At 41.8% G+C, this 25,128-nt stretch carries 19 protein-coding genes and 1 tRNA gene; 9 read left to right on the top strand and 11 right to left on the bottom strand.

The window, feature by feature from the left end:
* The first annotated feature begins 4 nt into the window (after window positions 1–4).
* Window positions 5–793, top strand: a complete 789-nt coding sequence (locus JZY04_RS14435; RefSeq protein ID WP_181996406.1) for an NADPH-dependent oxidoreductase — start codon at window positions 5–7, stop codon at window positions 791–793.
* A gap of 72 nt (window positions 794–865) precedes the next feature.
* Here JZY04_RS14435 and dnaA read toward each other — a convergent pair whose 3' ends face one another.
* From dnaA to JZY04_RS14420, 3 genes are all read right to left on the bottom strand, one after another.
* Entirely contained in the window at window positions 866–2,293 is a 1,428-nt protein-coding gene (gene dnaA, locus JZY04_RS14430; RefSeq protein ID WP_005781424.1) for a chromosomal replication initiator protein DnaA, read from the bottom strand.
* Between the two features lie 348 nt (window positions 2,294–2,641).
* Window positions 2,642–3,535 (bottom strand): MlaD family protein, encoded by an 894-nt coding sequence (locus JZY04_RS14425; protein WP_005781423.1) that lies wholly within the window; start codon window positions 3,533–3,535, stop codon window positions 2,642–2,644.
* Window positions 3,536–3,554: 19 nt separating this feature from the next.
* Entirely contained in the window at window positions 3,555–4,808 is a 1,254-nt protein-coding gene (locus tag JZY04_RS14420) for an N-acetylmuramoyl-L-alanine amidase (protein WP_122142675.1), read from the bottom strand.
* 108 nt (window positions 4,809–4,916) lie between these two features.
* Between JZY04_RS14420 and JZY04_RS14415 the strand changes: the two genes are divergently transcribed.
* The 3 genes from JZY04_RS14415 (at window position 4,917) to JZY04_RS14405 (ending at window position 7,404) form a co-directional block, all read left to right on the top strand.
* The gene (locus JZY04_RS14415; protein WP_122142674.1) at window positions 4,917–5,810 is read left to right on the top strand and encodes a transporter; all 894 of its coding nucleotides are present in this window, start codon (window positions 4,917–4,919) and stop codon (window positions 5,808–5,810) included.
* 123 nt (window positions 5,811–5,933) lie between these two features.
* Entirely contained in the window at window positions 5,934–6,404 is a 471-nt protein-coding gene (locus JZY04_RS14410; protein ID WP_005781417.1) for a GNAT family N-acetyltransferase, read from the top strand.
* Between the two features lie 259 nt (window positions 6,405–6,663).
* A complete protein-coding gene (locus tag JZY04_RS14405; protein WP_022012171.1) occupies window positions 6,664–7,404 on the top strand; it encodes a CPBP family intramembrane glutamic endopeptidase in 741 nt (246 codons plus the stop codon).
* 22 nt (window positions 7,405–7,426) lie between these two features.
* Here the strand turns inward: JZY04_RS14405 and JZY04_RS14400 are convergent, their stop codons facing one another.
* The gene (locus JZY04_RS14400; RefSeq protein ID WP_122142673.1) at window positions 7,427–9,520 is read right to left on the bottom strand and encodes a retroviral-like aspartic protease family protein; all 2,094 of its coding nucleotides are present in this window, start codon (window positions 9,518–9,520) and stop codon (window positions 7,427–7,429) included.
* Window positions 9,521–9,720: 200 nt separating this feature from the next.
* A complete protein-coding gene (locus JZY04_RS14395; protein ID WP_122142672.1) occupies window positions 9,721–12,027 on the bottom strand; it encodes a family 20 glycosylhydrolase in 2,307 nt (768 codons plus the stop codon).
* A gap of 463 nt (window positions 12,028–12,490) precedes the next feature.
* On the opposite strand from JZY04_RS14395, the gene JZY04_RS14390 reads away from it, so the two are divergent.
* Together JZY04_RS14390 and JZY04_RS14385 are read left to right on the top strand one after the other, a co-directional pair.
* Window positions 12,491–13,027, top strand: a complete 537-nt coding sequence (locus tag JZY04_RS14390; RefSeq protein ID WP_122142671.1) for an HD domain-containing protein — start codon at window positions 12,491–12,493, stop codon at window positions 13,025–13,027.
* 89 nt (window positions 13,028–13,116) lie between these two features.
* The gene (locus tag JZY04_RS14385; RefSeq protein WP_122142670.1) at window positions 13,117–15,825 is read left to right on the top strand and encodes a putative LPS assembly protein LptD; all 2,709 of its coding nucleotides are present in this window, start codon (window positions 13,117–13,119) and stop codon (window positions 15,823–15,825) included.
* Window positions 15,826–15,914: 89 nt separating this feature from the next.
* Here the strand turns inward: JZY04_RS14385 and ung are convergent, their stop codons facing one another.
* Window positions 15,915–16,577 carry a uracil-DNA glycosylase gene (gene ung / locus JZY04_RS14380; protein ID WP_122142669.1) on the bottom strand — a complete coding sequence of 221 codons (663 nt, stop codon included), beginning with the start codon at window positions 16,575–16,577 and terminating at the stop codon, window positions 15,915–15,917.
* Window positions 16,578–16,583: 6 nt separating this feature from the next.
* Window positions 16,584–17,621, bottom strand: a complete 1,038-nt coding sequence (asnA, locus tag JZY04_RS14375) for an aspartate--ammonia ligase (RefSeq protein ID WP_005781403.1) — start codon at window positions 17,619–17,621, stop codon at window positions 16,584–16,586.
* A gap of 218 nt (window positions 17,622–17,839) precedes the next feature.
* On the opposite strand from asnA, the gene JZY04_RS14370 reads away from it, so the two are divergent.
* Window positions 17,840–17,911 (top strand) — tRNA-Arg (locus JZY04_RS14370).
* Window positions 17,912–17,966: 55 nt separating this feature from the next.
* On the opposite strand, the gene JZY04_RS14365 is transcribed toward JZY04_RS14370, so the two are convergent.
* Entirely contained in the window at window positions 17,967–18,695 is a 729-nt protein-coding gene (locus JZY04_RS14365) for an HAD family hydrolase (RefSeq protein ID WP_122142668.1), read from the bottom strand.
* A 97-nt stretch (window positions 18,696–18,792) separates the two neighbouring features.
* Between JZY04_RS14365 and JZY04_RS14360 the strand changes: the two genes are divergently transcribed.
* On the top strand, window positions 18,793–19,299 hold the full coding sequence (locus JZY04_RS14360) for a DUF5035 family protein (protein WP_005781399.1): 507 nt from the start codon (window positions 18,793–18,795) through the stop codon (window positions 19,297–19,299).
* A gap of 78 nt (window positions 19,300–19,377) precedes the next feature.
* Here the strand turns inward: JZY04_RS14360 and JZY04_RS14355 are convergent, their stop codons facing one another.
* The 3 genes from JZY04_RS14355 to lysS form a co-directional block, all read right to left on the bottom strand.
* On the bottom strand, window positions 19,378–20,715 hold the full coding sequence (locus JZY04_RS14355; protein WP_005781398.1) for a glucose-6-phosphate isomerase: 1,338 nt from the start codon (window positions 20,713–20,715) through the stop codon (window positions 19,378–19,380).
* Between the two features lie 25 nt (window positions 20,716–20,740).
* Window positions 20,741–21,736, bottom strand: coding sequence for an NAD(P)H-dependent glycerol-3-phosphate dehydrogenase (locus JZY04_RS14350; RefSeq protein WP_005781396.1), 996 nt, complete (start codon window positions 21,734–21,736; stop codon window positions 20,741–20,743).
* A gap of 99 nt (window positions 21,737–21,835) precedes the next feature.
* On the bottom strand, window positions 21,836–23,563 hold the full coding sequence (gene lysS, locus JZY04_RS14345; RefSeq protein ID WP_005781393.1) for a lysine--tRNA ligase: 1,728 nt from the start codon (window positions 23,561–23,563) through the stop codon (window positions 21,836–21,838).
* A gap of 107 nt (window positions 23,564–23,670) precedes the next feature.
* On the opposite strand from lysS, the gene JZY04_RS14340 reads away from it, so the two are divergent.
* The gene (locus JZY04_RS14340) at window positions 23,671–25,059 is read left to right on the top strand and encodes an MATE family efflux transporter (protein WP_175413957.1); all 1,389 of its coding nucleotides are present in this window, start codon (window positions 23,671–23,673) and stop codon (window positions 25,057–25,059) included.
* Window positions 25,060–25,128: the final 69 nt, after the last annotated feature.

Raw genomic sequence — 25,128 nt, 5'->3', positions numbered from 1 at the left:
TAGAATGATTATTCTTTTTATATCTTTGCAGAAAAAAGATATGATGGATACAGTTAAGAACAGAAGAACTATCCGCAAATATCAGCAAAAAGATATTACGTCGGATTTGTTAAATGATTTGCTTGAAACTTCATTTCGTGCTTCTACGATGGGCGGAATGCAGCTTTATAGTGTAGTTGTCACTCGTGATGCCGAGAAAAAAGAAATACTTTCTCCGGCACATTTTAATCAGCCGATGATAAAGTCTGCGCCGGTGGTGTTGACATTTTGCGCAGATTTCCGTCGTTTCTGCAAATATTGTCAGGAAAGGAATGCGAAACCGGGATATGATAATTTAATGTCTTTTTTGAATGCGGCTATGGATACTTTATTGGTTGCACAAACCTTTTGTACGCTTGCCGAAGAGGCCGGACTGGGTATTTGTTATTTGGGTACTACTACTTACAATCCTCAAATGATAATCGATGCTTTACACTTGCCGGAACTGGTATTTCCCATTACTACTGTAACGGTGGGATATCCGGCGGAATCTCCTAAACAAGTAGATCGTCTGCCTATAGAAGGTATCATACATGAAGAGAGTTATCACGATTATACAGTCGAAGATATAAACCGGCTGTATGCTTATAAGGAGTCCTTACCAGAGAATAAGCAGTTTATAGAGGAGAATCATAAGGAGACTTTGGCTCAAGTGTTCACAGATGTTCGTTATACAAAGAAGGATAATGAATTTATGTCTGAAAATCTGTTGAAAGTACTTCGCCAACAAGGTTTTATGAATGATGGGCAATAACTGGCGGTGATTAATAAACAGCGAACGATGAACAGCTTGCATGATTGGTTGCAAATGTTCATCGTTCACTGTTTATCGTTCACTGTTTATATTTCTTTTCTTTAGTAAAGTTTCTATGTTTTCCAGATCGGACCGGAAGCTCTTATCAACTTCGCACTGGCCTTTTACTGTTTTGCATGCATGCAATACGGTGGCATGATCTTTATTGCCTATGAATTTTCCGATTTTGGAAGTAGAGAAGTCTGTATGTGTCTTGGCCAAATACATGGCAACCTGACGTGCCTGTACCACTTCTCTTTTTCTTGATTTGGTGTGGATGGCTGATGATTCCAAGTCGAAATGTTTGCAGACCACATTAATGATATCATCGATGGTCACAGCTTTCGTTTCACTGCGGACTACTTTGCGGACAATGCGTTGTGCCAGATCCAAATCGATTTCTTTATTGTAAATAGTCGAGTGGGCCATGATAGAAATAACAATGCCTTCCAAATCACGCACGCTTTCGTTTACATTCTCGGCAATGTAGTCTATTACTTCAGAAGGGAACTGTAACCCATCCCTATGAATCTTATTTCTTAAAATGTTCTTTCTGAGTTCTACAGTCGGTTTTTCCAGTTCGGCTACCATACCCCATTTGAAGCGGGTTAACAGACGCTCTTCCATGCCTTGCAGTAATACGGGAGCACGGTCGGAAGTCAATATCAACTGTTTGCCGTTTTGGTGTAGGTGATTGAAGATATGGAAGAAAGTATTTTGTGTTTTGGTGACACCGGCAAATTCTTGAATATCATCAATGATCAGTACATCGATTGTCTGGTAGAAGTTGATAAAATCATTCGTTGTATTATTGCGCACAGAATCGGTGTACTGTACCTGAAATAAATGTGCTGAAACGTAAAGCACTCTTTTGTCCGGATACAACTCTTTTATGCGAGTTCCGATGGCGTTGGCCAAATGGGTTTTTCCTACTCCCGATGCTCCATGAAGAAACAACGGATTAAAGACCGTCTTGGCCGGATTTTCGGCAACGGCCTCGGCAACACTTCTTGAAAGTTTATTACTATAACCTTCAATAAAGGTTTCGAAATTATAGTTCGGATTTAGATGTGGGTCAAGGTCTTGGACAGCCGGAGCACGCAATAACCCCGGAGCTTTCCTTTCGTCAACCCGGGGGAGTCCGGACTGAGGGATAGCCGTAGAGCGGGTAGTAGACTCCTGGTTCACGGTTGTCCCTGAACTTTTGTCTACCAGCACATTGTACATCAACTTAGTGCCGTCTCCTATAACCTTATATAACGTCTTACGTAGCAAGTCCACAAATTTATCTTCCAGAAATTCATAGAAAAACTGGCTGGGAACTTGTACGATTAACGTTTTGTCCTCATATTTTAAAGGAACAATGGGAACAAACCATGTTTTGTATGTCGACTCAGGAACATTGTCTCTTATAATTTCAAGACAGCGGTTCCATAGGCCGACATGACTCGATTCACTCATAGCGGCTGTAATACATTTATTAATTAAGCAAAACTTCTACGATTGCAAAATTGGGAATCTTATTTGAGAAAAACAAATCTCTTTTTTCTTGTATTTCTCACTGAAAGAATAATGTGTTTACTTTCAATGACTTATCATTTTCCAGTAAAATACCCCTTGCCGGAAGCTATTGCTTTTTTGTAACTACTTGTTGATTAATTGTTTATCAGATAAATTTCCACATAATATTCTTGAACCTGATAGCCGGTACAGATATCCTTTCTGTCTATGGATAGACTTTTAAAGGATTTCATCCTGTCCTTGTTTCGTAGGCGCTTATTTAGATAAATTCTATTTAAGAGGCTTCACCTACTTATCTTTTTTGCCAAACAGGGAGAAGTGGACATATCGTTTGGGATGTTCCTTCAGGTCTTCAAGCAAACTTGCTGCATTGATGGTAGTTTGGTTCAGGTTATTGTATAATTGTGGATCGTTTAGCAGCAAACCAACGGTGTTGTCTTTGCTGTTAAGCTTTTCTGTAAGCATTTTTACGTTACTAAGGGTTGCGTCTATTTTTTTGAACGTAGTGGCATAATCAATTTCTTTCAGATTGCCACTGATTACGATAAAGTTGTCTCCGATGGTATTCAGCTTCCCTGTTAATTGTGGAATATCATTATTCATCAATACTTTCAGCTGGCGGCTGGTAACTTCCAGATTGGCCGTCGTCTTTTCAATAGAATGCAGAGTTGCCGGGATACTTTGATCCGCCATAATCGTGTTCAGTGAAGTAAGGATAGAATCTAATTTAGGTAGCATCTTTTCTACGGCGGGCATCATAGCTGCTACCTTTTCCATCATTCCGTTGTTCAGAGTTCCGGGAATTGTATCACCTACCATATAACGTTCGCGCGGATTATTAGCCAATAAGATATTCATTCTTACTCCTCCCATCAGTTCGGGCACCAATTCGGCAGAGCTTCCTTTCGGTATGCGAAGATCAGTGTCTACTTCTACTTCCACAATGACATTTTCCGGTTGGTTATAATCATAGGCAATATCACGGACAATACCTACACGGACACCGTCGGCAAATACCGGGCTGGACTGTGCCAGACCGTTTACATTATGGAATTTTACATAAAAATAGCTGGCAGGCTTAAACATATTAATGCCCTTCAGATAGTTAATCCCGAAGACAAGTAAGCACAAGGCCGCAATACCTGCTATTCCTATTCTGACTTCTTTCGTAATGAGTTTCATGTTTTGTTATTTAGTCTTTTTATTTATTTCTTCTTTTCTTAAATTCGGCTATAGCCTCATTGATATTCATTTTCTCTCCGTTGCGGAATGCAATGATGAAAGCATCCTTAAATAATGGAGTTACCGTATTACGGCGCGTCCGCAGCACCTTGTTATAATCAGGAGATGCCCCGTAAGTGTATTTGTATATTCCGCCTTCTTTATAGTAATCTACGTCTTTCAATCCCTTCAGTCGTTTGTCATTTTTGGCCAATGGACGTGAGGAAGTAAGTATTTGTATCTTAAACGTAATTTCGGAGTCGTTTGTTGTGCTTTCTGCAACAATTGGACGTTGAGTTTTCGTTTCTGCTATTAACTCTTTGGGACGTGAAGAGTTTTTAGGTCTTTCTACTGCTTTTTCTTGTGTACTATCTGTCTGTGCAATCACAGGTGCTTCTGTAGCTTCTTCGTCATCATTTGGCAAAATGGTACGACTGGCACCGGTCAAACGGATTTCGTGTTCTCTTTTATAAGCCAGAAATGCCCGATAGATTCCTCTTGACAAAGTAGTGGTTCCTTCATCCGTATTCAGATAGCGTTCCTCTTCAGGAGTGGAAATGAAACCAAGCTCAACGAGAATACTTGGCATGGCACTGGCCTTTAATACCAGAAACCCGGCTTGGTGTACACCACGGTCTATCCGTTTGCAATGATGGCGAAACTGTTTTTGAACCAAAGATGCCAGATGCACACTCTGCTCCATATATTTATCTTGCATGAATTCGAAGATGATATATGATTCTGCAGAATTAGGGTTGAAACCTGCGTAACGGGTTTTATAATCATCTTCATATAAGATTACAGAGTTCTCCCGTTTGGCAACTTCCAGATTGGCATCCGATTTGGCCAGACCTAATGTCCAGGTAGAAGCACCTTTGGCTGTCCGGTTATTGGCTAAAGCATTGGTGTGGATTGAAATAAATAGATCGGCTTTGGCATTATTGGCAATTTCGGCACGGCGATCCAGTGGTATAAAAACATCTTTGCTACGGGTATATACTACTTTTACGTCGTTGCAGTTTTGCTTAATCTGATTGCCCAATTTCAATGCTACCTTCAGATTGATGTTTTTTTCTTTAGATATCTTTCCGATGGCTCCGGGATCATGACCGCCGTGTCCGGCGTCAATAACGACAACAAAATCTTTTGCCCAGGCACTACCGACGTTTAGTGGAGAAACGAGTACCCAAAGGCAAATCAGTATATATAATATGTGTGGTCTACGTAGTTCCATATAAAAATAATGTGCAAATGTAGCAGAATTTTGTTGAAAACTCACTATTTAGTGTTAAGTTTTGAGTTTTTTACCTTACTTTGCACTCGAAATTTAAATGATATAACGATGCTGAAGTTCTTGAAAAATTGGACGCTTCCGGTAGCGATGTTGTTAGGCGCCATTGGTTATCCTGTATTTATCAGCCTTTCTTTTTTGACTCCGATACTGATTTTCACTATGTTACTGCTTACTTTTTGTAAAGTATCTCCTTGTGACCTGAAGCCTAAACCCTTACATTTGTGGCTTTTGTTGATCCAGATATTCGGTTCATTGGCGGTTTATCTTCTTCTTTATCGTTTTAATAAAATTGTAGCGGAGGGAGCAATGGTTTGTGTCATTTGTCCTACAGCTACGGCAGCGGCGGTCATTACTTCTAAATTGGGTGGAAGTGCTGCCAGTCTGACTACTTATACGTTGATTGCAAATATTGGGGCGGCTGTTGCAGTTCCTATTTTCTTTCCGTTAATAGAAGCAAATCCGGATATTAGTTTTATAGATGCATTTCTGGTTATTTTGAGTAAAGTCTTTCCATTGTTGATTTGTCCTTTTCTGGTGGCCTGGTTTCTGCAGAAGTTCATTCCTAAAGTTCATCAGATATTGTTAAGCTATCACGAATTAGCATTTTATTTGTGGGGTATTTCTCTTGCCATCGTAACGGCACAAACTATTTATTCGCTGATTAACGATCCGGCGGACGGACTGACGGAAATCATGATTGCAGTAGTTGCTTTGATAACTTGTTGCTTGCAATTCTTTTTAGGGAAAACCTTGGGTAGTGTCTATAATGACCGAATCAGTGGAGGACAAGCTTTGGGACAGAAGAATACGATTCTTGCCATTTGGATGGCTCATACTTATCTGAATCCACTTTCGGCTGTGGGACCGGGGAGTTATGTTTTGTGGCAAAACATTATTAATAGCTGGCAATTGTGGAAAAAGAGAAAGAATGATATGAAATAGAGAATGTAAGATACCGATTTGAAGCTGTTGGACTTTGTTTGTCCCTTTGTTTTTTCCTTTTTCCTACTTATTACTGGATTACTATACTGGCGATGTTGTCAGAAAATAAATAAGGATGTAATTATGAATATTGTTTCATTGCGAAAGAATCCTCAATATTTAGAGGAAGCGATTGCTTATTTCCAAAGTAAATGGGCTGACGAAAACAGTAAAATGGTCTATGATAACTGTTTTAGAACCTGTGTGGTGTCAGAATCTCCCTTACCACAGTTCTATCTTCTGATGGATAACGAAGAAATAATAGGTTGTGCCGGACTTGCAACAAATGATTTTAATTCACGAATGGATTTGTATCCGTGGCTGGTTGCCTTATTCATAGAGGAACGATATAGAGGACATAATTATGGAAGATTATTAATCGAAACCGTAGAAAAAGATACCCGACAATTGGGGTTTGGGGATTTATATTTGTGTACAAAACATATAGGCTATTACGAACATTTCTGTTTTAATTATATAGGAGATTGCTATCATCCGTGGGGGGAGCATACACGAGTTTACCAAAAACATATCACTTTCTCAGCTGATCTTTAGAGATACTTCTGGCATTTACACGTTTGCCACAAGTTTAGTATATTCCTTTGTTTATATAGCAAACTAAACCTTTTGTTACCTTTGTGTATCAGGCCCATTATTCGGTGAATATTTTTGTTTTCTTACTATCTTATTCCCCCGTTATTAATTATAAGAGTATATTTAGTTTGGTATATCTATAGCCGGTATAATGTACAGTGGAGATAAAGAATTTAAAGTGCCCTCTATCCGGTGGGACGGAACTATAAAATATTGGATTATGGATAAAATATTGCGAGCTTTCTGGAATCGTTATTTTCATTATGATTGGGCTTTTGGTCTGTTCCTGATTTTATTATTCGGTGTTCCCCGGTTTGTTATTGTCCTGCAATCTTACGTGACAAGAAGTTATGGTATAGTGATGTTTGTTTTTTTAGCCATGTGGTTTGTACCCTTTATTTTCCTTACCGGATACGGACGAAAATGTATTGGCATAAGGAAGCCTGATCACTGTGGACGTTTGTTTTTGTCTTTTATTGCGGGAGGGATGTCTTGTGCTGTTATATTTGCCCTTTTCTTTTTATTATATGATAAAACAATAGATAACGCGTTTGTATATATAGGAGGGAATAATCCCGGGGCATTCATTTCAGGACCTGATAAGCAGCTTTATTTTTGGATAGCTGTTATTCCAAGTATGATATTTAGCCCGATAGGGGAAGAGTTTCTATACCGTGGGGTGATACATGGCAGTTTTGTTCAAAGGTTTGGTGAGTCGAAGGCCTCTGTTTTAGATTCATTGGCCTTCGCTGTTACCCATGTTGCCCATTTTGGTATTGTTTATGTTTCTGGTATTTGGCAATTTCTTCCTTTCCCGGCTATTCTTTGGGTTTTATCCATGTTCGTAGTCAGCCAGATTTTTTTCAGATGTAAGCAGTTTTGTAATTCCATTTGGGGAGCCGTGTTTGCACATGCCGGTTTCAATTGCTTCATGATGTATTTTATTTTTTATCAGTTATAGAACACACTCTCACTTTCTGAATTTAGTTAAGTTCTGATAGTTTCATGTGCTCTACATCGAATACTACTTTTTTGTTTGCTCTGCTTAATTCCTGCAAAGAAATCTGTTGGGCATTGGGAGTGGGATTACCTATCGAATACCGTTTTGTATTGTCGTCCGGATCACGGAAACAGAATGTATAGTTTATCAACAGTAGCGGGTATTGTTTGGCATTGGGATAGGTCTGAGGGTGTTGTACCAATACGATCCTTTGATTCTCAATAGAAAACTGAGGAAGCAGGCGTATGAAAGTGTTCCCTAATACAATTTCTGTTTCCTCTGCGATGTCGAACTGTACATTGTTTATCAATAGGTCACCTAACCTCAATTCATCGGCTATTGCCATGCGCTTCTTGCCACCTTTACCAGTACTGTCTTCAAATTCAATGATTTTCATTTTAAGTTTCTGGGCATCGGCTTCCGATATGCTTGAAAAACTGTGGTCTGGAGCAAAGTAGAGTTTACTTTTTATTTCATTTATCTTTCCCCTTACTAAAAGTCCTTTTTCGTCAAGAGTACTACTGATAGATACTTCCGGTTTTGTCCATATGAGCCGCTGTGCCCCGAAAGGCTCTAAAGCTACGCATTTATTGTATCCGTTTATTATGTCAGGGACAGCTTGTACACAGATTTTCATTAATTCGCTTGCCTCTTTATACATTCCCAGATAGGCTAATGAAGCAGCGCGCAGGTTGAGTATAGAAAGTATACCTCCCCCAAGCTCCTGTTGGTATTTGCCTAACAAACTGTCTGTGTAGTGGATACAGCTTTCCGGATTATTTTTCATAAACCCGATAAATGCATTGGTGAGCCATCTGCCTATTTCGTCGGTAGTTTTCTCTATCCGTTCATATTGGGCATCCAAGCCCATAATGTCTCCGCTATTGATATATTCCGAATAACTTTTACGTAACTGATAATTTTTGCCGGAGAAGTTCATACGGTCGAAGTTGAGTGTACAGGTTTCGAATCCGTAGAAGAATGGGAACCCTAATAATCCGGATTGTCTGGTTATGGAATCCGCTGTATATGTATTGAAGAATTGTACCGGACAATCATTCACGTCCATCACTTTGACGGAAGCCGTGTCCGGTGTGTGTATGAAACTTCCTTCTCCGCCTGTGTCTAATAGATAACTCCGGTTGTTCGCGAATAGAAAAACACAACCGGTTTCTGCGAAACATATATTGGGATCGATGGGCTGCCTTTGCTCCTCTTTCTTGAAAGTTAATTTGCCAAATTCGAATTCTATTTTAGAGATTCTCCGGAGTTCTTTTATTCCTAAGATGGCGTCGTGACCGGAAAAGATAGGATCCTTTTCAACAAGAGAAACATGGACTACCGTGTTGTGGAAAGTGATATTACCCAATTGTAAAGTCTCTACGAAACCGGTGGTAGCTTGTGAAGTACCGAACATGCTGTTTACGGATATGGTATCTCCCATACATGTCACGTTACATTTGCGTGCCATCTCCTGAGTGAGAAAAGTATAGGGTGCTCCTGTATCGAAGATGGTGTTAGGCAATTCGGTTTCATTTATTGTCATTGAGAGTATTAACGGATATGTATAACTTGTAGGAAGTGTACAGGATGTTCCTGGAAAATCTATCCGGAAATTATTTTTTTCCGATAAACCTTGGATTGTTTTTTCTGAACAAAGGAAGTTTCCTTTTCCTTCTATTGTCTGGTAGAGCTTTTTATCTTTGCGCAAGGTCTGCCACCAGGAATTGAGTTGTCTGTAGTTCCCTTTTTCCAGAAGTTTCTCTGTTTTGGCATAACAATAGGCCAACTTTTGTTCCGGAGTACATTCTTTCGGATATAGAGTGAGGAGAGAGTCTACGCATTGAAGCATTTCGTCGGGGCGATTAAAATAATAATTCAATGATACTTTTGCATGTAACCGGGTTGCTTCATCCATCACAGAAGAAGAATCGTTATACAATTTCCACAGTTGTGGAGCATCCTGATAATAGTCTAATGCTAATATTTTCGACCTTAAAGAAGTGGTTGTTTGTGAAAAGGCAGTCATTGAAAAACAAATTGTCCAAGTAAGAATGCCGAGCTTTAGTTTTGCCATGGTAGTATGTATTATGTTTTAATTCAATTAATTCGCGTAAATTTATGTGTTTTTTAACGCGAAGTCATCGGTGCCGATATCAGAGCCCGGCATCTTTTTCGTATAAGCCATAGATTACATTGAAGGTAGAACTGACAGATTATCTACTTTTAGTGTAATCTATGGCATATTAATGAAGTTTTGTTCGTTGACCCGAATCTTTAGTATGCGAACAAGTCATTTGTCGGAATTTCATTTCCTTCGCTACCTGTTACATTCATTTTCAGTTGTCCACCGTTTTGATCAAAGTATCGTACTTCTATTGGGTGGTATCCTTTGGCCAATGCTTTCTGTCCAATCACTTCGCGCGGTCCGTGAGGTCCGTCGTTGTTGATAACTTCTTCACCGTCTATCAGTAAGGTGCTACCGTCATCAGACAGCAGGGCAAAAGTGTAAATGTCATCTTTCGGTGCATTGATAAATCCCTTGATTACCAAACCGATGTTTCCCTTTGCTTTTTCTGGGATCATTATTTTCTCAATGACATAAGTTCCGTTCAGTGGAGCTTTGGGGATGTCATCGCATTTGCTGCCTTTAAATTCATACCATTCAGCTTCCAAACCTTTGCTTGAAGGAGTGGTAGTTGTGGCTGGAGCATATTCGCTCTTAATGAAACGTGTACGTGCGATATCGCCGGCTTTCCCGTTAGGACGGAACGTACGGAAGGTAAAATCGGTTGTTTCTTTCACTGGGATAGGACCTTCGTATCTGGATGATTGCAGTGTCGGAATGCTTCCGTCGGTAGTATAACGAATATCTGCACTCGGATCCAGGCAAGTCACACTAACACTTCCCTCACCAATGAAAGCGTTGTTGCGGTGGAAACCTTCCAGATCGGGGATACGATAATTGATACCCATGATGTTGAGGCGTTCGAACTGATTGGCCAACCGTTGTGCAAAGGCATCCCAGTCTTTCTGCGAAGCTCGGCTCCATCCCAATTCGGCAATAGCCAGCAGACGTGGAATAGCCATGTATTGCATCCGTTCGCGTGAGGGAATCCATTCGCACCAGATGTTTCCTTGTACGCCTTTGATCAGTCCTTGTTGTTCAGGAGTCACTCCCTCGATCGTCAGGTCGAGATCGTAAATGTTGCGTACAGAATTCTTGTCTTGCTGATAATCCAGGTAGAACTGGCTGTTGGGGGAGAAGATGATTGGGTTGCCCTGTTTGGTAGTCTTTTGCGGAGCATCCTTGACCCAACTTCTCCACCACATGACGGTAGCAGTCGGGCTTAATCCACCTTCGATGATTTCGTCCCAGCCGATCATCTCTTTGCCTTTTGAGTTGAAAAACTTTTCCATGTTATGGATAAACCAGGCTTGCAGTTCTTCTTCTGTCTTCAATTGGTTGTCTCGCATACGTTTCTGGCAGTCGGGACATTTTTTCCAGTTTGTCTTTTCCACTTCATCGCCGCCGATGTGCACGTATTTATAAGGGAACAGGTCAATCAGTTCGCTATATACGTTTTTACAAAACTCTATTGCGGACTCTTTTCCGGGACAAACGGGAGAAGAGAATGTGCTTCCCCAACCTACTTTGTCGGTACAGGCTACTCCGGAATAATTGCTGACGGCTGCCAGCATGTGACCCGGCATGTCAATTTCGGGAACAATGTCGATGCCGCGTACTTTGGCATATTCTATCACTTCTTTTATATCCTCTTGTGTATAATATCCGCCATACAGCGTGTCACCTTCCACGATGCGAAGCTTGTTTACCGGAATCTGATAATCGGGGTTATCTTCCGATTTAGCCAGTTCCATGCATGATCGGTCGTGTGAATTGAACGTACGCCAAGCTCCTTTTTCGGTGAGTAACGGATATTTTTTGATTTCAATGCGCCATCCCTGGTCATCTGTCAGGTGCCAGTGGAACTTATTCATTTTATAAAGTGCCATTACGTCAAGCAGTTCTTTTACTTCTTCTTTGGTATAGAAGTGGCGGGATACGTCGAGCATAATACCACGCCATTCGAAGCGCGGGGCATCTTCAATCTGTACGGCGGGTATGGCCCATGTCACGCTGTCCACCACCTGCTTCGATTCAATCTGAGGTGGAAATAACTGGCGGAGTGATTCGATACCGGCTATCACACCGTTATAAGAATTTCCCGTAATCTCTATTTGATCGGGTTTTGCGGTGAGCGTATATGCCCCCTCCTTGCCTTCTATAGCAGTGGTAGAAAGAGTGATGTTTCCTTTGCCTTCTTTCACCTGGATGTTATATCCGGTGGCTACTGACAGAATGCCTTTCAGGTACTCTGCCGCTGGAAGCAGTTCCGGATTGGTGGTACCGATGATGGTGTTTGGGGTTAATACAAACGCACCATGGTTCTGTTGCACTTTGTTTGGCAACGGTACAATAGAAACATCTCTGGTAGCGGGAGTGGGGCTACAGCCCGTCAGCAGTAATGCGCCGGTGAAAGCACAGGTTGCTAACCATTGTTTGTAAGACGGTTTTGTCATAAGGATAATTATTGGATTGTTTTTCAAAATTAGTTTTAGTCTGCTTACTTTTACTGTATGGAAAGCACAAATATACAATCAATTCTTTTGATAATCTTCATTCCTGATTGAAAAACTGTTGCTATCTTTGCTTTTACGTAAACTTTCGCAGTCGGCTGTATGTTTCTTCTTCAGAAGAAATCGGTTTATTAAGTTGCTTTTTGCCTGTTTGTCAGTGTGTGTCATGGGGTGGCTAATGCTTTTGACGTATTGTTTCTTTCGATTTATGTACGTGCCTTCTTGAGACCACGGCTGTGATTCAAAGAGATCACAATTGTGAACTGATGGAACCACAGTTGCAGATTGAACTGAATAACAAACTAAAAACTGTTGATAAAGGCGTGAAATCGATAAGATAAACAGTGTGAATTTGCTTACTGAATAAGGAATGAGCAAGCCGGAAATTATAAAAAGTGAATAAAATATGGGAGCGCTTGATTTAATTGATAAATATTATCCTCAGGATAATGAGTTAAGAAATATATTGTTGGTTCACAGTCGTTCGGTTGCCGATAAGGCATTATGGATAGCCGATAAGCACCCGGAGTTGAACCTTGATACCACTTTTCTGAACGAAGCTGCCATGTTGCATGATCTTGGAATTTTTCTGACACATGCTCCGGGCATTAAGTGTTTGGGTAAGGAGCCATATATTTGTCATGGATATCTGGGAGCCGAGCTGGTGCGCAAAGAAGGTTTTCCGCGACATGCTTGGGTTTGTGAGCGTCATACCGGTGCGGGACTTTCACTGGAAGAGATTATTAAACAGCAGCTTCCTATTCCGCATCGTGAAATGTTGCCGGTCAGTATAGAAGAACAAGTGATTTGCTTTGCTGATAAATTCTTTTCGAAAACACATCTTGATCGTGAAAAATCGGTGCAAGATGCCCGTAAAAGTATTGCCCGGTACGGTGACGAAGGACTTCGACGCTTTAACAATTGGTGTGAGCTGTTTCTTTAGTGCCTAAAAAAGAATTAAAAATCAAGATTCTCAAGTATATTTGGTGAAGATTGTGTACTTTTGCCCCTTCAAGCGTAAACTATTAGTTAATGACGCCATTGAAAGCAAATACAATACTATCATTTATACTATTATTGATCCTCTTGATGCTTCCGGATGAAGCGATGGCTCAACGTCGCCGTGTCAGAGAGGTGAAGGGGCCTATCACTTATTCGCCCCAGCAAACTGATTCATTAAAAGCAGACACGTTGAAGGCTGATACCTTGTCGTTGCAATCTGCCAGGAAGAAGAAACAACCTCTGGATGCCCCTGTGGTTTATTCGGCTAACGATTCCATTGTTTTTACCGAAGGTGGCTTTGCACATCTGTATGGCGATGGTAAAGTGAATTATGAAAAAATAGAATTGGGAGCACAGATCATCACCATGAATATGGATAGTAGTACGGTGTATGCTCGTGGTGTGACTGATTCGTTAGGGGTTGAACAAGGCAAACCTGTGTTTAAGGATGGCGATACGCCTTATGAAACCAAAGCAATCCGGTATAATTTCAAAAGTAAAAAAGGATTTATCAATAACGTTGTAACTCAGCAGGGTGAAGGATATGTTGTGGGTAATAATGCCAAGAAAGGAGCTAATGATGAACTGTTTATGGAAAACGGACGTTATACGACCTGTGATCATCACGATCATCCACACTTCTACATGCAGTTGACCAAGGCCAAAGTTCGTCCCAAGAAGAATGTGGTGACTGGGCCTGCCTATTTGGTGGTAGAAGATGTACCGTTGCCATTGGCTGTACCTTTCTTTTTCTTTCCTTTTTCCAGCAGTTACTCTTCAGGTTTTGTGATGCCAAGCTACATGGACGATTCCAGTCGTGGTTTCGGATTGACGGGAGGTGGTTATTATTTTGCCATCAGCGATATAATGGATCTTAAGTTGACCGGAGATATATTTACTAAGGGGTCATGGGCCGGTAATCTGGAGACTAATTACAATAAACGTTATAAATATTCCGGTTCGTTACAGGCCGGCTATCAGGTTACTAAATTGGGAGATAAGGGATTGGCTGACTATTCGGTTGCCAAAGACTTTAAGATTGTATGGAATCATCGGCAAGACCAGAAGGCCAGTCCGAACAGTACTTTCTCGGCAAGTGTGAATTTCGCGACCAGTAGTTATGAGCGTACCAATATCAATAACCTTTATAATTCTCAGCTGATGACTCAGAATACGAAAACTTCGAGTGTGAGTTACTCCCGTAGTTTTCCGGATCAGAAGCTGACGCTTGCAGGTACTTTCAACATAGCCCAGACCATGCGTGATTCTTCAATAGCTGTCACTTTGCCTGACTTGAATATCACTCTTAGTACTATTTTTCCTTTTAAACGCAAACGTGCGGTAGGTGAAGAGCGTTGGTACGAAAAGATTTCCTTGCGTTACTCGGGGCGTCTGACCAACAGCCTGAAAACTAAAGATGACCGCTTGTTTAAAGCAGGTTTTAGAGAGTGGGAGAATGCGATGCAGCATAACATTCCAGTGCAGGCTACTTTCACTCTTTTTAAGTATTTGCAGGTAGTGCCTTCATTCAATTATACAGAGCGTTGGTATACCCGTAAGGTGATGAAGAGCTATGATGAAACTACTCAGAAATGGGATACACACCCCGGCGATACGATTCATGGGTTCTACCGGGTATTTAATTATTCGGCCAGTTTGTCGTTGAGCACAAAGATGTATGGTATGTATCAACCTCTGTTTATGAAGAAAAAGGAAATACAGATTCGTCACGTCTTTACACCGCAGATTTCGTTGAATGGTTCTCCAAGCTTCGGACAGTTTTGGGAATACTACCGTGATGCAGACGGTAATGACCAATATTACTCTCCTTATTCCAGCCAGCAGTTTGGTACGGCTCCGCGTGAAAAGTCTGGAACGGTTAGTTTCGATGTATCGAACAACCTGGAAATGAAATACCGTAACAAGAAGGATTCTCTTATGAAAATAAGTCTGATCGATGAGATAGGCTTTAATCTTTCTTATAATATGGCGGCAAAGAAACAGCCGTGGAGTAACCTGAATATGCGTTTGCGTATGAAGTTTAAAAAGTTTAATAACTATACGCTAAACATGAATGCGGTGTTTGCCACTTATGCTTATACATTCGATAAGTCGGGTAATGTAATAGTCGGTGATCGTACAGAATGGTCTTACGGACGTTTCGGACGATTCCAGGGATGGGGATCTTCTATCAACTATACTTTTAACAATGATACTTGGAAGAAGTTGTTCGGAAAAGATAAAGATAACGATCAAAAAAAGAAAAAGGATAGTGCTGACGATGAGGGAGGAGAGTCAACCGGTGACGAAGTGGTTACTGAAAAGAAAGTTGAGAAAGCCCAGGCAGACAGTGACGGATATCAGGTTTTCAAGATGCCATGGTCACTGAATGTTAACTATTCGTTCCGTATTAGTGAGGACCGTAGTAAGCCGATCAACCGTAATACCATGCGTTATCCGTTTAAGTATACGCAAAATATCAATATGTCGGGTAATCTGAAGATTTCCAATAACTGGTCGTTTACATTCAATTCCGGATATGATTTCGAAGCGAAGGAGATCACTCAGACCTCTTGTACGATTACTCGTGATTTGCACTGTTTCAATATGTCTGCCAGTATTTCTCCTTTCGGACGTTATCGCTATTATAACTTTACGATCCGTGCAACGGCCAGTATCCTGCGTGATTTGAAGTGGGATAAGAGAAGCCAGACTCAAAGCAACATCCAGTGGTATTAATAAATATCTATGAATGATAAACGGTGAACAATTTGTAGCACGAAGGCGTAAATTGTTCACCGTTTATCGTTCATAGATGGCTGTCTTCACTACCAGTTTATCTCTGTTTTTCCGTGGATTTTCAAGTATTCATTCGTTTTGCTGAAATGCTTATTCCCAAAGAAGCCGTTGTAGGCAGAGAGGGGAGAAGGGTGTGCCGAACTAAGTACCAAATGCTTGTTACGATCAATAAAGGCACCTTTCTTCTGTGCATAACTTCCCCATAGGATGAATACCAGATTTTCTCTTTCTTCCGCCAGAACACGGATAGCAGCATCTGTAAATTCTTCCCATCCGTGGCGTTGGTGCGAACCGGCCTGATGGGCACGTACTGTCAAAGTAGCGTTGAGCAACAGGACACCTTGTTCAGCCCACCGTGTCAGATTACCAGTGGAAGGAGTTGCCGTACCAATATCTTCTTTTATTTCTTTGAATATATTCACCAAAGAAGGTGGAAAGGCTACTCCATCATTTACCGAGAAACAAAGACCATGTGCCTGTCCGGGACCGTGGTAAGGGTCTTGTCCGATAATGACTACTTTTACTTTGTCAAAGGGACATAAATTGAATGCGTTGAATATCAACTTTCCAGGAGGAAAGATCTGGTACTGGCTATATTCGCTTCTGACAAATTCGGTCAGTGTGCGGAAGTAGTCTTTCTCAAATTCTGGTTGTAAATGAGCTTTCCAGCTCTCTTCTATTTGTACGTTCATAGGCTATTAAATAAGGTGTATATTAAGGGCTGTACATTCACGACGCATTTCTTCAGGCCAGATACTTGCTTGAATCTCACCGATATGCGCTTTGCGCAAATAGAACATGCATAAGCGTGACTGACCGATACCTCCACCGATAGAGAGTGGAAGGGTATCATCCAATAATCTCTTATGGAAATAGAGTTCCAGTCTTTGTTCTTGATTTTCTTGTTTTACTTGGCGCAAAAGAGCTTCTTTATCCACACGGATACCCATGGAAGACAATTCAATGGAACGTTGTAGTACATCGTCCCATAATAACAGGTCACCGTTCAGGCCGGGTAAGTCGTTCAGCCCTTTGCTGGTATAGTCGTCATAGTCCGGAGCACGTCCGTCATGTTTTTTACCATCACTCAGTTTGCAACCGATACCAATGATAAATACGGCTCCATACTTTTTACAGATGGCATGTTCACGGCATTTAGGTTCCATATCCGGATATAACTGGCGTAATTCTTCAGAGTGGATGAAGTGTAACTTTTGTGGCAGGCAAGGTTTGATCTGCGGATACATTTCGTATACCATATATTCCGTACGGATCATGGCGGCATAGATACGGTTGACAATCTCCTTAAGGAAGTCTGCATTGCGGTCCTCGGCAGTAATCACTCGTTCCCAGTCCCACTGGTCTACATAAAGTGAATGCAGGTTACCCAGTTCTTCGTCCGAACGAATTGCGTTCATATCCGTATAGATACCATAACCCGGTTCAATGTGATAATCTGCCAAAGTAAGTCGTTTCCATTTAGCAAGTGAGTGGACTACTTCAGCTTGTGCATCACCCAAGTCTTTAATAGGAAATGAGACCGGACGTTCTATGCCATTCAAATCATCATTGATACCCATTCCTTTGAGCACAAAGAGTGGAGCTGTCACACGTCGCAGACGTAATTCCGATGAAAGATTCAACTGGAAGAACTCTTTAATTTGTTTGATGCCCAATTCTGTCTGTTTCAGGTCAAGCAAAGGTTTATAATTCTGAGGTTTTATTAGGTAACTCATAGGTTTATTGATTGTTATTTGTCGGCAAAGATATGAATAATATCTATATCTGTACGAATAATTGGCTAAAATGTTATCAAATTGATCGTTTTATATAGCATAAGAGTTGCAAAATAATATTTGAGGATATGGCGTTCGGTAGATAGATACTACAAAAAATGGTGAATCATTAGGAAAATGCGAAGTTTTTTTATACTTTTGTCGTCGCATAAAACAATGCTCCTGTAGTTCAACGAATAGAATGTAGGTTTCCGGTACCTAAGATAAGGGTTTGATTCCCTTCGGGAGTACAAAGATATAGCTGATAATTATTTAATTATCAGCTATTGTTGTTTTAAGGGGCGGTTAATGTAAGAACCGGGCTAACGCTTCCCATGACTCACATAGAGCTTGCATGGAAGGAAAGAGTAAATCGGCTCCGGAGTTTAACAGTACCTGCCCATCCAATGGACCGGTATTAACAGCAATGGTGAATATTCCGGCTTTGTGTCCGGCCTCTACTCCCAAAGGGGCATTTTCAATAACAATGGCTTCATAAGGCTTTAATCCTCCCTTTTCCAGTGCCATCAGATAGGGTTCCGGATTCGGTTTTCCGTATTTGACGTCGAAAGCAGTTACCATCAGTTCTTGTCGGAACATTCCCGGAAAATTGTGTTCAAGTCTGTCTAATAATGAAGCTTGTCCGGATCCGGTGACTACAGTTGGAATGATACCTTCAGATTTAATTTTTTGTAGTAATTCCCAGGCACCCGGCATACGTTCGGCTTGGGGATGCTTGTTGAACTCAATGCTCTTTTCATGATAAATACTCTCTATCTCTTCCGGCGTGGCGTCGCGTCCCAGTTGACGCTGACATACGATGTTGATGGTTCCCGCTCCGGTGCGGCCTTCGTGCAAATAAGCTTCTTCTTTGCTCAAATGAAGTCCGTGAGCTTCCATCGTTTTGTGCCATGCTTCGGCGTGATAAGGCATGGAGTTGAAAAGTACGCCGTCCATATCGAAAAGTGCGGATTTCAACTGAATGGATTGATAATGATTTTGTTTGAGATATTGCGTAATTGCTTCCTGAAACATGATATATACCTATTGATTTGGAGTGCAAAGATACGATTATTTTGGTGAATCGAACAGAATATGTATTTTTGCAAAATCTATAAAGTGATATGATTGCATGAGAAAACTATTTTTTCCTTTACTGTCGTTATGCTTGCTGACTACTGCTTGCAAAGATTCTGTTCCCAGTCCTACAATCGAAATGGAAGGGCTTTATATCAATGACGGAGAGATGGATTATGCCCGGCAAATGGAGGCATTACCCCCTCTAAAAGTAGATGATGAACTTGAAATTTCGCTGAAACTGGATGGAAACGGAGAAGAACTAAATACGTTTCTGGTGAAGGAAGAGACTTTGGGCAGTGAGGTAAACGCTGTGGCGATTGATTTTAATGAATTGCCGGAAGAAGCTCTCAGTGATGATAAGGAGTTTACGGATAAGGATAATGGTAAATTAGGTTTTAAAGATGGAGTCTCTCAGACTAAAGTGGGGCTGCGGGCAAAGGTGCAGCAAGTCACCGAGGACGGAGTGAAACTTAAGTTTTACCTTTTTTCCAAGCCCGTCAATTGCGAGGGAGCTAAGTATGAACTGGAAATTAAAACTTCCGAGAATCAAACAGATTAATTGGATGGCCCGATATATAAAAAGAGCGATGCTGTTGGAAGCATCGCTCTTTTTATATATCGGTAATCTTATAGCTTTTTACAGTTTCGCCCGGATTGCTTTTGATTCTTCTTCATATCCCGGCTTGTTCAGCAAAGCAAACATATTCTTTTTGTATGCTTCCACACCCGGCTGATTGAATGGGTTTACGCCCAGCAGATAACCACTGATACCACATGCTTTTTCGAAGAAATAGAGTAACTGTCCGATGCTGTATTCACTCAGTTCAGGAATGACGATACGCATGTTAGGAACACCGCCGTCTACATGAGCCAATTGAGTTCCCAGTTCGGCCATCTTATTCACTTCGTCTACACGTTTGCCTGCCAGGAAGTTTAAACCGTCCAGATTAGCTTCGTCCGAAGGAACTTCCAGCTTATGATTCACTTTATCTACCGAGATCACTGTTTCAAAGATGGTTCGTTCACCTTCCTGAATCCACTGACCCATCGAGTGCAGGTCTGTAGAGAAGTCTACTGCTGCCGGGAAGATACCTTTGTTGTCTTTTCCTTCAGATTCTCCGTAAAGCTGCTTCCACCATTCACTCACGTAGTGCAGTTTCGGACAGAAGTTTACAAGAATTTCTATCTTCTTTCCACTTTTATACAGTTCATTGCGGGTAGCGGCATAGATTGCTGCGGGATTTTCCGCAAAAGGAACCTCGGCTCCACAAGTTTTTTCCATATCGGCGGCACCTGCTACCAGTTTTTCAATGTCGAATCCGGCTACTGCAATAGGCAGCAAACCTACCGGAGTCAGTACAGAAAAACGTCCTCCGACATTGTCAGGGATAATGAATGATTTGTATCCTTCTTTATCTGCGGTGACGCGGGCTGCGCCTTTCTTTGCATCTGTAACGGCAACGATTACTTTTTTGGCCATCTCTTTGCCGCGTTGGTCTTCGCATTGCTTCTTCAGCAAACGGAATGCCAAAGCTGTCTCTGTAGTCGTACCGGATTTGGAGATATTGATCACACCGAATTTCTTGTCTTTCAGGAATTCTGTCAGTTCATACAGATAATCTTCACCGATATTATGGCCGGCATAGATGATGACCGGAGCTGTTTTCTTTTCCTGCAACCAGGTGAAGCTGTTTGACAATGCCTCGATCACCGCACGGGCGCCCAGGTAACTTCCGCCGATACCGGCTACGATCACTACTTCACAGTTGTCTCTCAATACTTGTGCAGTAGCCTTCAGGTCAGCCAGATGCTCTTTGCTGATAGAAGAGGGTAAATGCAACCACCCCAGAAAGTCATTACCTTTACCTGTGCCGTTTTCCAGCGCTTCCTGTGCGGCTTTAACCTGAGCTTCATAGGCAGAAACCGATTCTTTGGAGATGAATCCAAAAGTCTTTTCAATGTTCAAACTAATCATATCTTTTTTATTTTTACGTTATTAACTATCTAAACGAGTCAGTCAACAGTTTAATTTCAATCATCGGAGATATGCGTTCGTATAAGATGTTGTATACAGCATCGAGTATCGGCATATTTACATGATGATGTTTATTGATTTCCTTAATACATTTTGTTCCGTAATATCCTTCCGCTATCATTTCCATTTCTATCTGGGCACTCTTTACGGAGTATCCCTTCCCGATCATGGTACCGAACGTGCGGTTACGGCTGAAGTTAGAATAGCCTGTTACCAATAAATCACCCAAATAAACAGATTCGTCCACGTTTCTGTTTATGGGATGCACCGTATTTAAGAAACGGTTCATTTCTTGAATGGCATTTGATATCAATACAGCCTGGAAATTATCTCCGTATTTCAGACCGCTGCAAATACCTGCTGCGATGGCATATACGTTTTTCAGTACGGAACTGTATTCAATCCCTATCACATCGTCGCTGACAGACGTTTTGATGAAGCTGCTGCCCAGTCTACGGGCAAAAACACGTGCCTTATCCTTGTCCGGGCAAGCGATGGTGAGATAGGAGAGACGTTCCAGTGCCACTTCCTCGGCATGACAGGGACCAGCCAATACAGCGATGTTTTCGGGAGGAACACCATATTCTTTATTAAAGTATTCCGAAACAATCAGATTGTCATCGGGAACAATACCTTTGATAGCGGTAATAATGAACTTGTCTCTGATCCGTGTTTTCAGCTTTTTCAGGTGAGCTTTCAGATATGGAGAAGGAGTGACGAAAATAAGCGTATCAGATTCTTTCACTACATCGTTGATGTTAGAGCTGAAATTGATGCGCTTCATGTCGAATTTTACGCCTGTCAGATAGGCTGGATTATGTCCGAGTCGTTTAAAATCGGCAATGCGGTCGTCGCGCCTCATGTACCAATTGATAGACTCTTCTTGAGCCAGACACATCTTTGCGATGGCTGTAGCCCAGCTTCCTCCGCCCATTATCGCTATCTTACCGGGTAATTTCATTTCTATAAATTAAGAATTAAAAATGAAGAATGAAGAATGGTGCATGAAAGATAGGGAGACAAATGTTCCGGTTCTTCATCACCATTCTTCATTCTTGATTTATTTAATTTTCTGTATCCACTCGGCTACATCGTTTACTGACGGATTAGTCAGTTCCAATTTGTATTTCTTATTGATGCCACAAATATCCTGATGTAATTTCTGCGGATTTACATCTTTCATATCGGCTACCAGGTTGTATCCGGCTTTTTGAATTGCAGGCACCCAGTCTTCGGCAATGCCTAACTCCATGAATTTGGCGGCACTATCTTTCGGTACGACTTTTTCCGGACGCATCTGCGGGAAGAACAATACTTCCTGGATAGTTGATTGTCCGGTCATCAACATAGTAAGGCGGTCCATGCCGATACCCATACCCGAAGTAGGAGGCATGCCGTATTCCAATGCACGGACAAAGTCTTTGTCGATAATCATTGCTTCGTCATCTCCTTTTTCACTTAGCTTCATCTGATCTTCAAAGCGTTCCAACTGGTCGATCGGATCGTTTAACTCAGAATATGCATTACACAATTCTTTACCGTTTACCATCAATTCGAAACGTTCTGTCAGTTCAGGGTTGGTACGGTGCTTTTTGGTCAGCGGAGACATTTCGATCGGATAGTCAGTGATGAAAGTCGGCTGGATATAAGTTCCTTCACAGAACTCACCGAATATTTCATCGATCAGTTTACCTTTACCCATCGTTTCGTCGATTTCCATATTCAGTTTCTGGCATACTTCGCGGATTTGCGCTTCGTTCATACCTGTCAAGTCGTAACCGGTATGTTCCTTAATGGCATCCAGCATGGTGACGCGTCTGTACGGAGCCTTGAAGTTGATGATATTGTCTCCTACTTTTACTTCAGTAGTACCATTTACGTCCAGACAGATCTTTTCAATCATCTTTTCGGTAAATTCCATCATCCAGTTATAGTCTTTGTAGGCTACATATATCTCCATGCAAGTAAATTCTGGATTGTGCGTACGGTCCATACCCTCGTTACGGAAGTTTTTACCGATTTCATATACTCCCTCAAAGCCACCGACAATCAGACGTTTCAGATACAACTCGCTGGCAATACGCATATAGAGTGGGATGTCCAAAGCATTGTGATGGGTCATGAACGGGCGTGCGGCAGCTCCTCCGGCGATGGCCTGGAGAATAGGAGTTTCTACTTCCATGTAGCCTTTCGAATTGAAATATTCGCGCATAGAACTGTACACCTTACTGCGTTTCATGAATATATCTTTGATACCTTCGTTTACGGCCAGGTCGACATAACGCTGACGGTAACGGAGTTCAGGATCTTCGAAAGAGTCGTAAGCCACGCCGTCTTTGTATTTTACGATAGGCAGTGGTTTGATCGATTTGGCAAGTACAGTCAGTTTCTGTGCATGAATACTGATTTCGCCCATCTGAGTGCGGAACACGAAACCTTCAATTCCGATAAAGTCGCCTAAGTCGAGCAGGCGTTTAAACACAGTATTGTACATCTCTTTGTCCTCTCCCGGACAGATGTCATCGCGAGTGATATACACCTGAATACGGCCTTTAGAATCCTGTAGTTCGATAAAAGAGGCTTTGCCCATCACGCGGCGGCTCATCATACGGCCAGCTACAGATACCTGGCGAGGTGCTTCGTCGTCTTTGAATTCGGCTTTAATATCGGTTGAGAAAGCGTTGGTTACATACTCTGCTGCGGGATAGGGTTCGATGCCCATCGCGCGAAGTTCATTCAGACTGTTACGTCGGATGATTTCCTGTTCACTTAGTTCTAATATGTTCATTTCGTTAGATATTAACTCAATTTTGGAGGCAAAAATACGAAACTTTTCTTAGAAATACGGCATTGTAACTCTTATTCTTTATTCTTCACCTTTAATTCTAAATAGATTTGTATCTTTGCACCCTCAAAACAATAGGTATGACAGGACAAAAGACACCCACTGCGCTGGGTACTGAAAAGATTGGAAAACTTCTGATGCAGTATGCCATTCCGGCTATTATCGCCATGACTGCATCTTCTCTTTACAACATGGTGGACAGCATTTTTATAGGTCACGGAGTGGGTCCGATGGCTATTTCCGGACTTGCTCTGACTTTTCCCCTTATGAATCTTGCCGCTGCTTTCGGCTCCTTGGTTGGAGTGGGAGCCGCTACGCTGATTTCGGTTAAACTGGGGCAGAAAGATTATGATACGGCACAACGGGTATTGGGCAATGTGCTGGTATTGAATATCATCATCGGGCTTGCTTTCACCATATTAACCCTTATTTTTCTTGATCCTATTCTTTACTTCTTTGGAGGCAGTGACGAAACGGTGGGCTATGCCCGTGACTATATGAAAGTGATTCTTTATGGGAATGTCATCACCCATATTTATCTGGGGCTGAATGCGGTACTTCGTTCAGCCGGGCATCCGCAGAAGGCGATGGTTGCCACCATTGCTACAGTGGTTATCAATACCATTCTCGATCCTTTGTTTATTTATGGTTTTGGTTGGGGCATCCAGGGAGCGGCCATTGCTACGATTACGGCACAAGTGATTGCCCTTGCCTGGCAGTTCAGGCTCTTTAGCAATAAGGAGGAATTACTCCATTTCCATCGAGGAATTTTCCGGTTGAAGCGAAAAATAGTTTTCGATTCGCTGGCTATAGGTATGTCTCCTTTCCTGATGAACCTTGCATCGTGTTTCATTGTGATTCTGATAAATCAGGGTTTGAAACGGTATGGGGGTGATCTTGCCATCGGGGCATTTGGCATTGTCAACCGTCTGGTATTTCTATTCCTTATGATTGTGATGGGACTGAACCAGGGTATGCAGCCGATTGCCGGATACAATTATGGGGCAAAACTATATCCCCGTGTCACCCGTGTGTTGAAACTGACCATCTATGGTGCGACCATTGTCACCACTACCGGTTTTCTGATGGGGATGTTTATTCCCGACCTGGCTGTGTCCGTCTTCACATCGCACGAAGAGCTGATTCGCCAATCTGCCGAAGGTCTCCGCATTGTGGTACTCTTTTTCCCGATTGTCGGCTTTCAGATGGTCACTTCCAATTTCTTCCAGAGTATCGGGATGGCAAGTAAAGCTATTTTCCTTTCCATTACCCGTCAGGTACTCATCCTGATTCCTTGTCTGTTGATTCTACCGCGTTTTTGGGGGCAGACAGGTGTCTGGATCAGTATGCCGACTTCTGACCTGATAGCCAGCCTGATATCGGCTGCCATGTTGTGGTGGCAGTTCCGTCAGTTCCGTAAAGCGGCTGCCCGGACATAGGATTCTTCAGCTTGTGCTAAACAAATCATTGCCTGCATTTGTCTTTTATCTGTAACGATCTGAAAGCAA

This window comes from Bacteroides sp. 11BF, from assembly GCF_019633765.1.
Classification (GTDB): Bacteria; Bacteroidota; Bacteroidia; order Bacteroidales; family Bacteroidaceae; genus Bacteroides; species Bacteroides hominis.
Note: the sequence above shows the minus strand (reverse complement) of the source record. Positions and strands in the feature narration are given on the sequence as shown.

Bases quoted from the DNA above. Each gene is read 5' to 3' on its own strand.
- JZY04_RS14415 (WP_122142674.1), top strand. From the start codon at position 4,917: ATGCTGAAGTTCTTGAAAAATTGGACGCTTCCGGTAGCGATGTTGTTA.
- JZY04_RS14395 (WP_122142672.1), bottom strand. From the start codon at position 12,027: ATGACAAAACCGTCTTACAAACAATGGTTAGCAACCTGTGCTTTCACC.
- JZY04_RS14390 (WP_122142671.1), top strand. From the start codon at position 12,491: ATGGGAGCGCTTGATTTAATTGATAAATATTATCCTCAGGATAATGAG.
- ung (WP_122142669.1), bottom strand. From the start codon at position 16,577: ATGAACGTACAAATAGAAGAGAGCTGGAAAGCTCATTTACAACCAGAA.
- JZY04_RS14435 (WP_181996406.1), top strand. From the start codon at position 5: ATGATTATTCTTTTTATATCTTTGCAGAAAAAAGATATGATGGATACA.
- JZY04_RS14410 (WP_005781417.1), top strand. From the start codon at position 5,934: ATGAATATTGTTTCATTGCGAAAGAATCCTCAATATTTAGAGGAAGCG.
- JZY04_RS14365 (WP_122142668.1), bottom strand. From the start codon at position 18,695: ATGTTTCAGGAAGCAATTACGCAATATCTCAAACAAAATCATTATCAA.
- dnaA (WP_005781424.1), bottom strand. From the start codon at position 2,293: ATGAGTGAATCGAGTCATGTCGGCCTATGGAACCGCTGTCTTGAAATT.
- JZY04_RS14420 (WP_122142675.1), bottom strand. From the start codon at position 4,808: ATGGAACTACGTAGACCACACATATTATATATACTGATTTGCCTTTGG.
- JZY04_RS14405 (WP_022012171.1), top strand. From the start codon at position 6,664: ATGGATAAAATATTGCGAGCTTTCTGGAATCGTTATTTTCATTATGAT.
- JZY04_RS14425 (WP_005781423.1), bottom strand. From the start codon at position 3,535: ATGAAACTCATTACGAAAGAAGTCAGAATAGGAATAGCAGGTATTGCG.
- JZY04_RS14355 (WP_005781398.1), bottom strand. From the start codon at position 20,715: ATGATTAGTTTGAACATTGAAAAGACTTTTGGATTCATCTCCAAAGAA.
- JZY04_RS14350 (WP_005781396.1), bottom strand. From the start codon at position 21,736: ATGAAATTACCCGGTAAGATAGCGATAATGGGCGGAGGAAGCTGGGCT.
- JZY04_RS14360 (WP_005781399.1), top strand. From the start codon at position 18,793: ATGAGAAAACTATTTTTTCCTTTACTGTCGTTATGCTTGCTGACTACT.
- lysS (WP_005781393.1), bottom strand. From the start codon at position 23,563: ATGAACATATTAGAACTAAGTGAACAGGAAATCATCCGACGTAACAGT.
- asnA (WP_005781403.1), bottom strand. From the start codon at position 17,621: ATGAGTTACCTAATAAAACCTCAGAATTATAAACCTTTGCTTGACCTG.
- JZY04_RS14385 (WP_122142670.1), top strand. From the start codon at position 13,117: ATGACGCCATTGAAAGCAAATACAATACTATCATTTATACTATTATTG.
- JZY04_RS14400 (WP_122142673.1), bottom strand. From the start codon at position 9,520: ATGGCAAAACTAAAGCTCGGCATTCTTACTTGGACAATTTGTTTTTCA.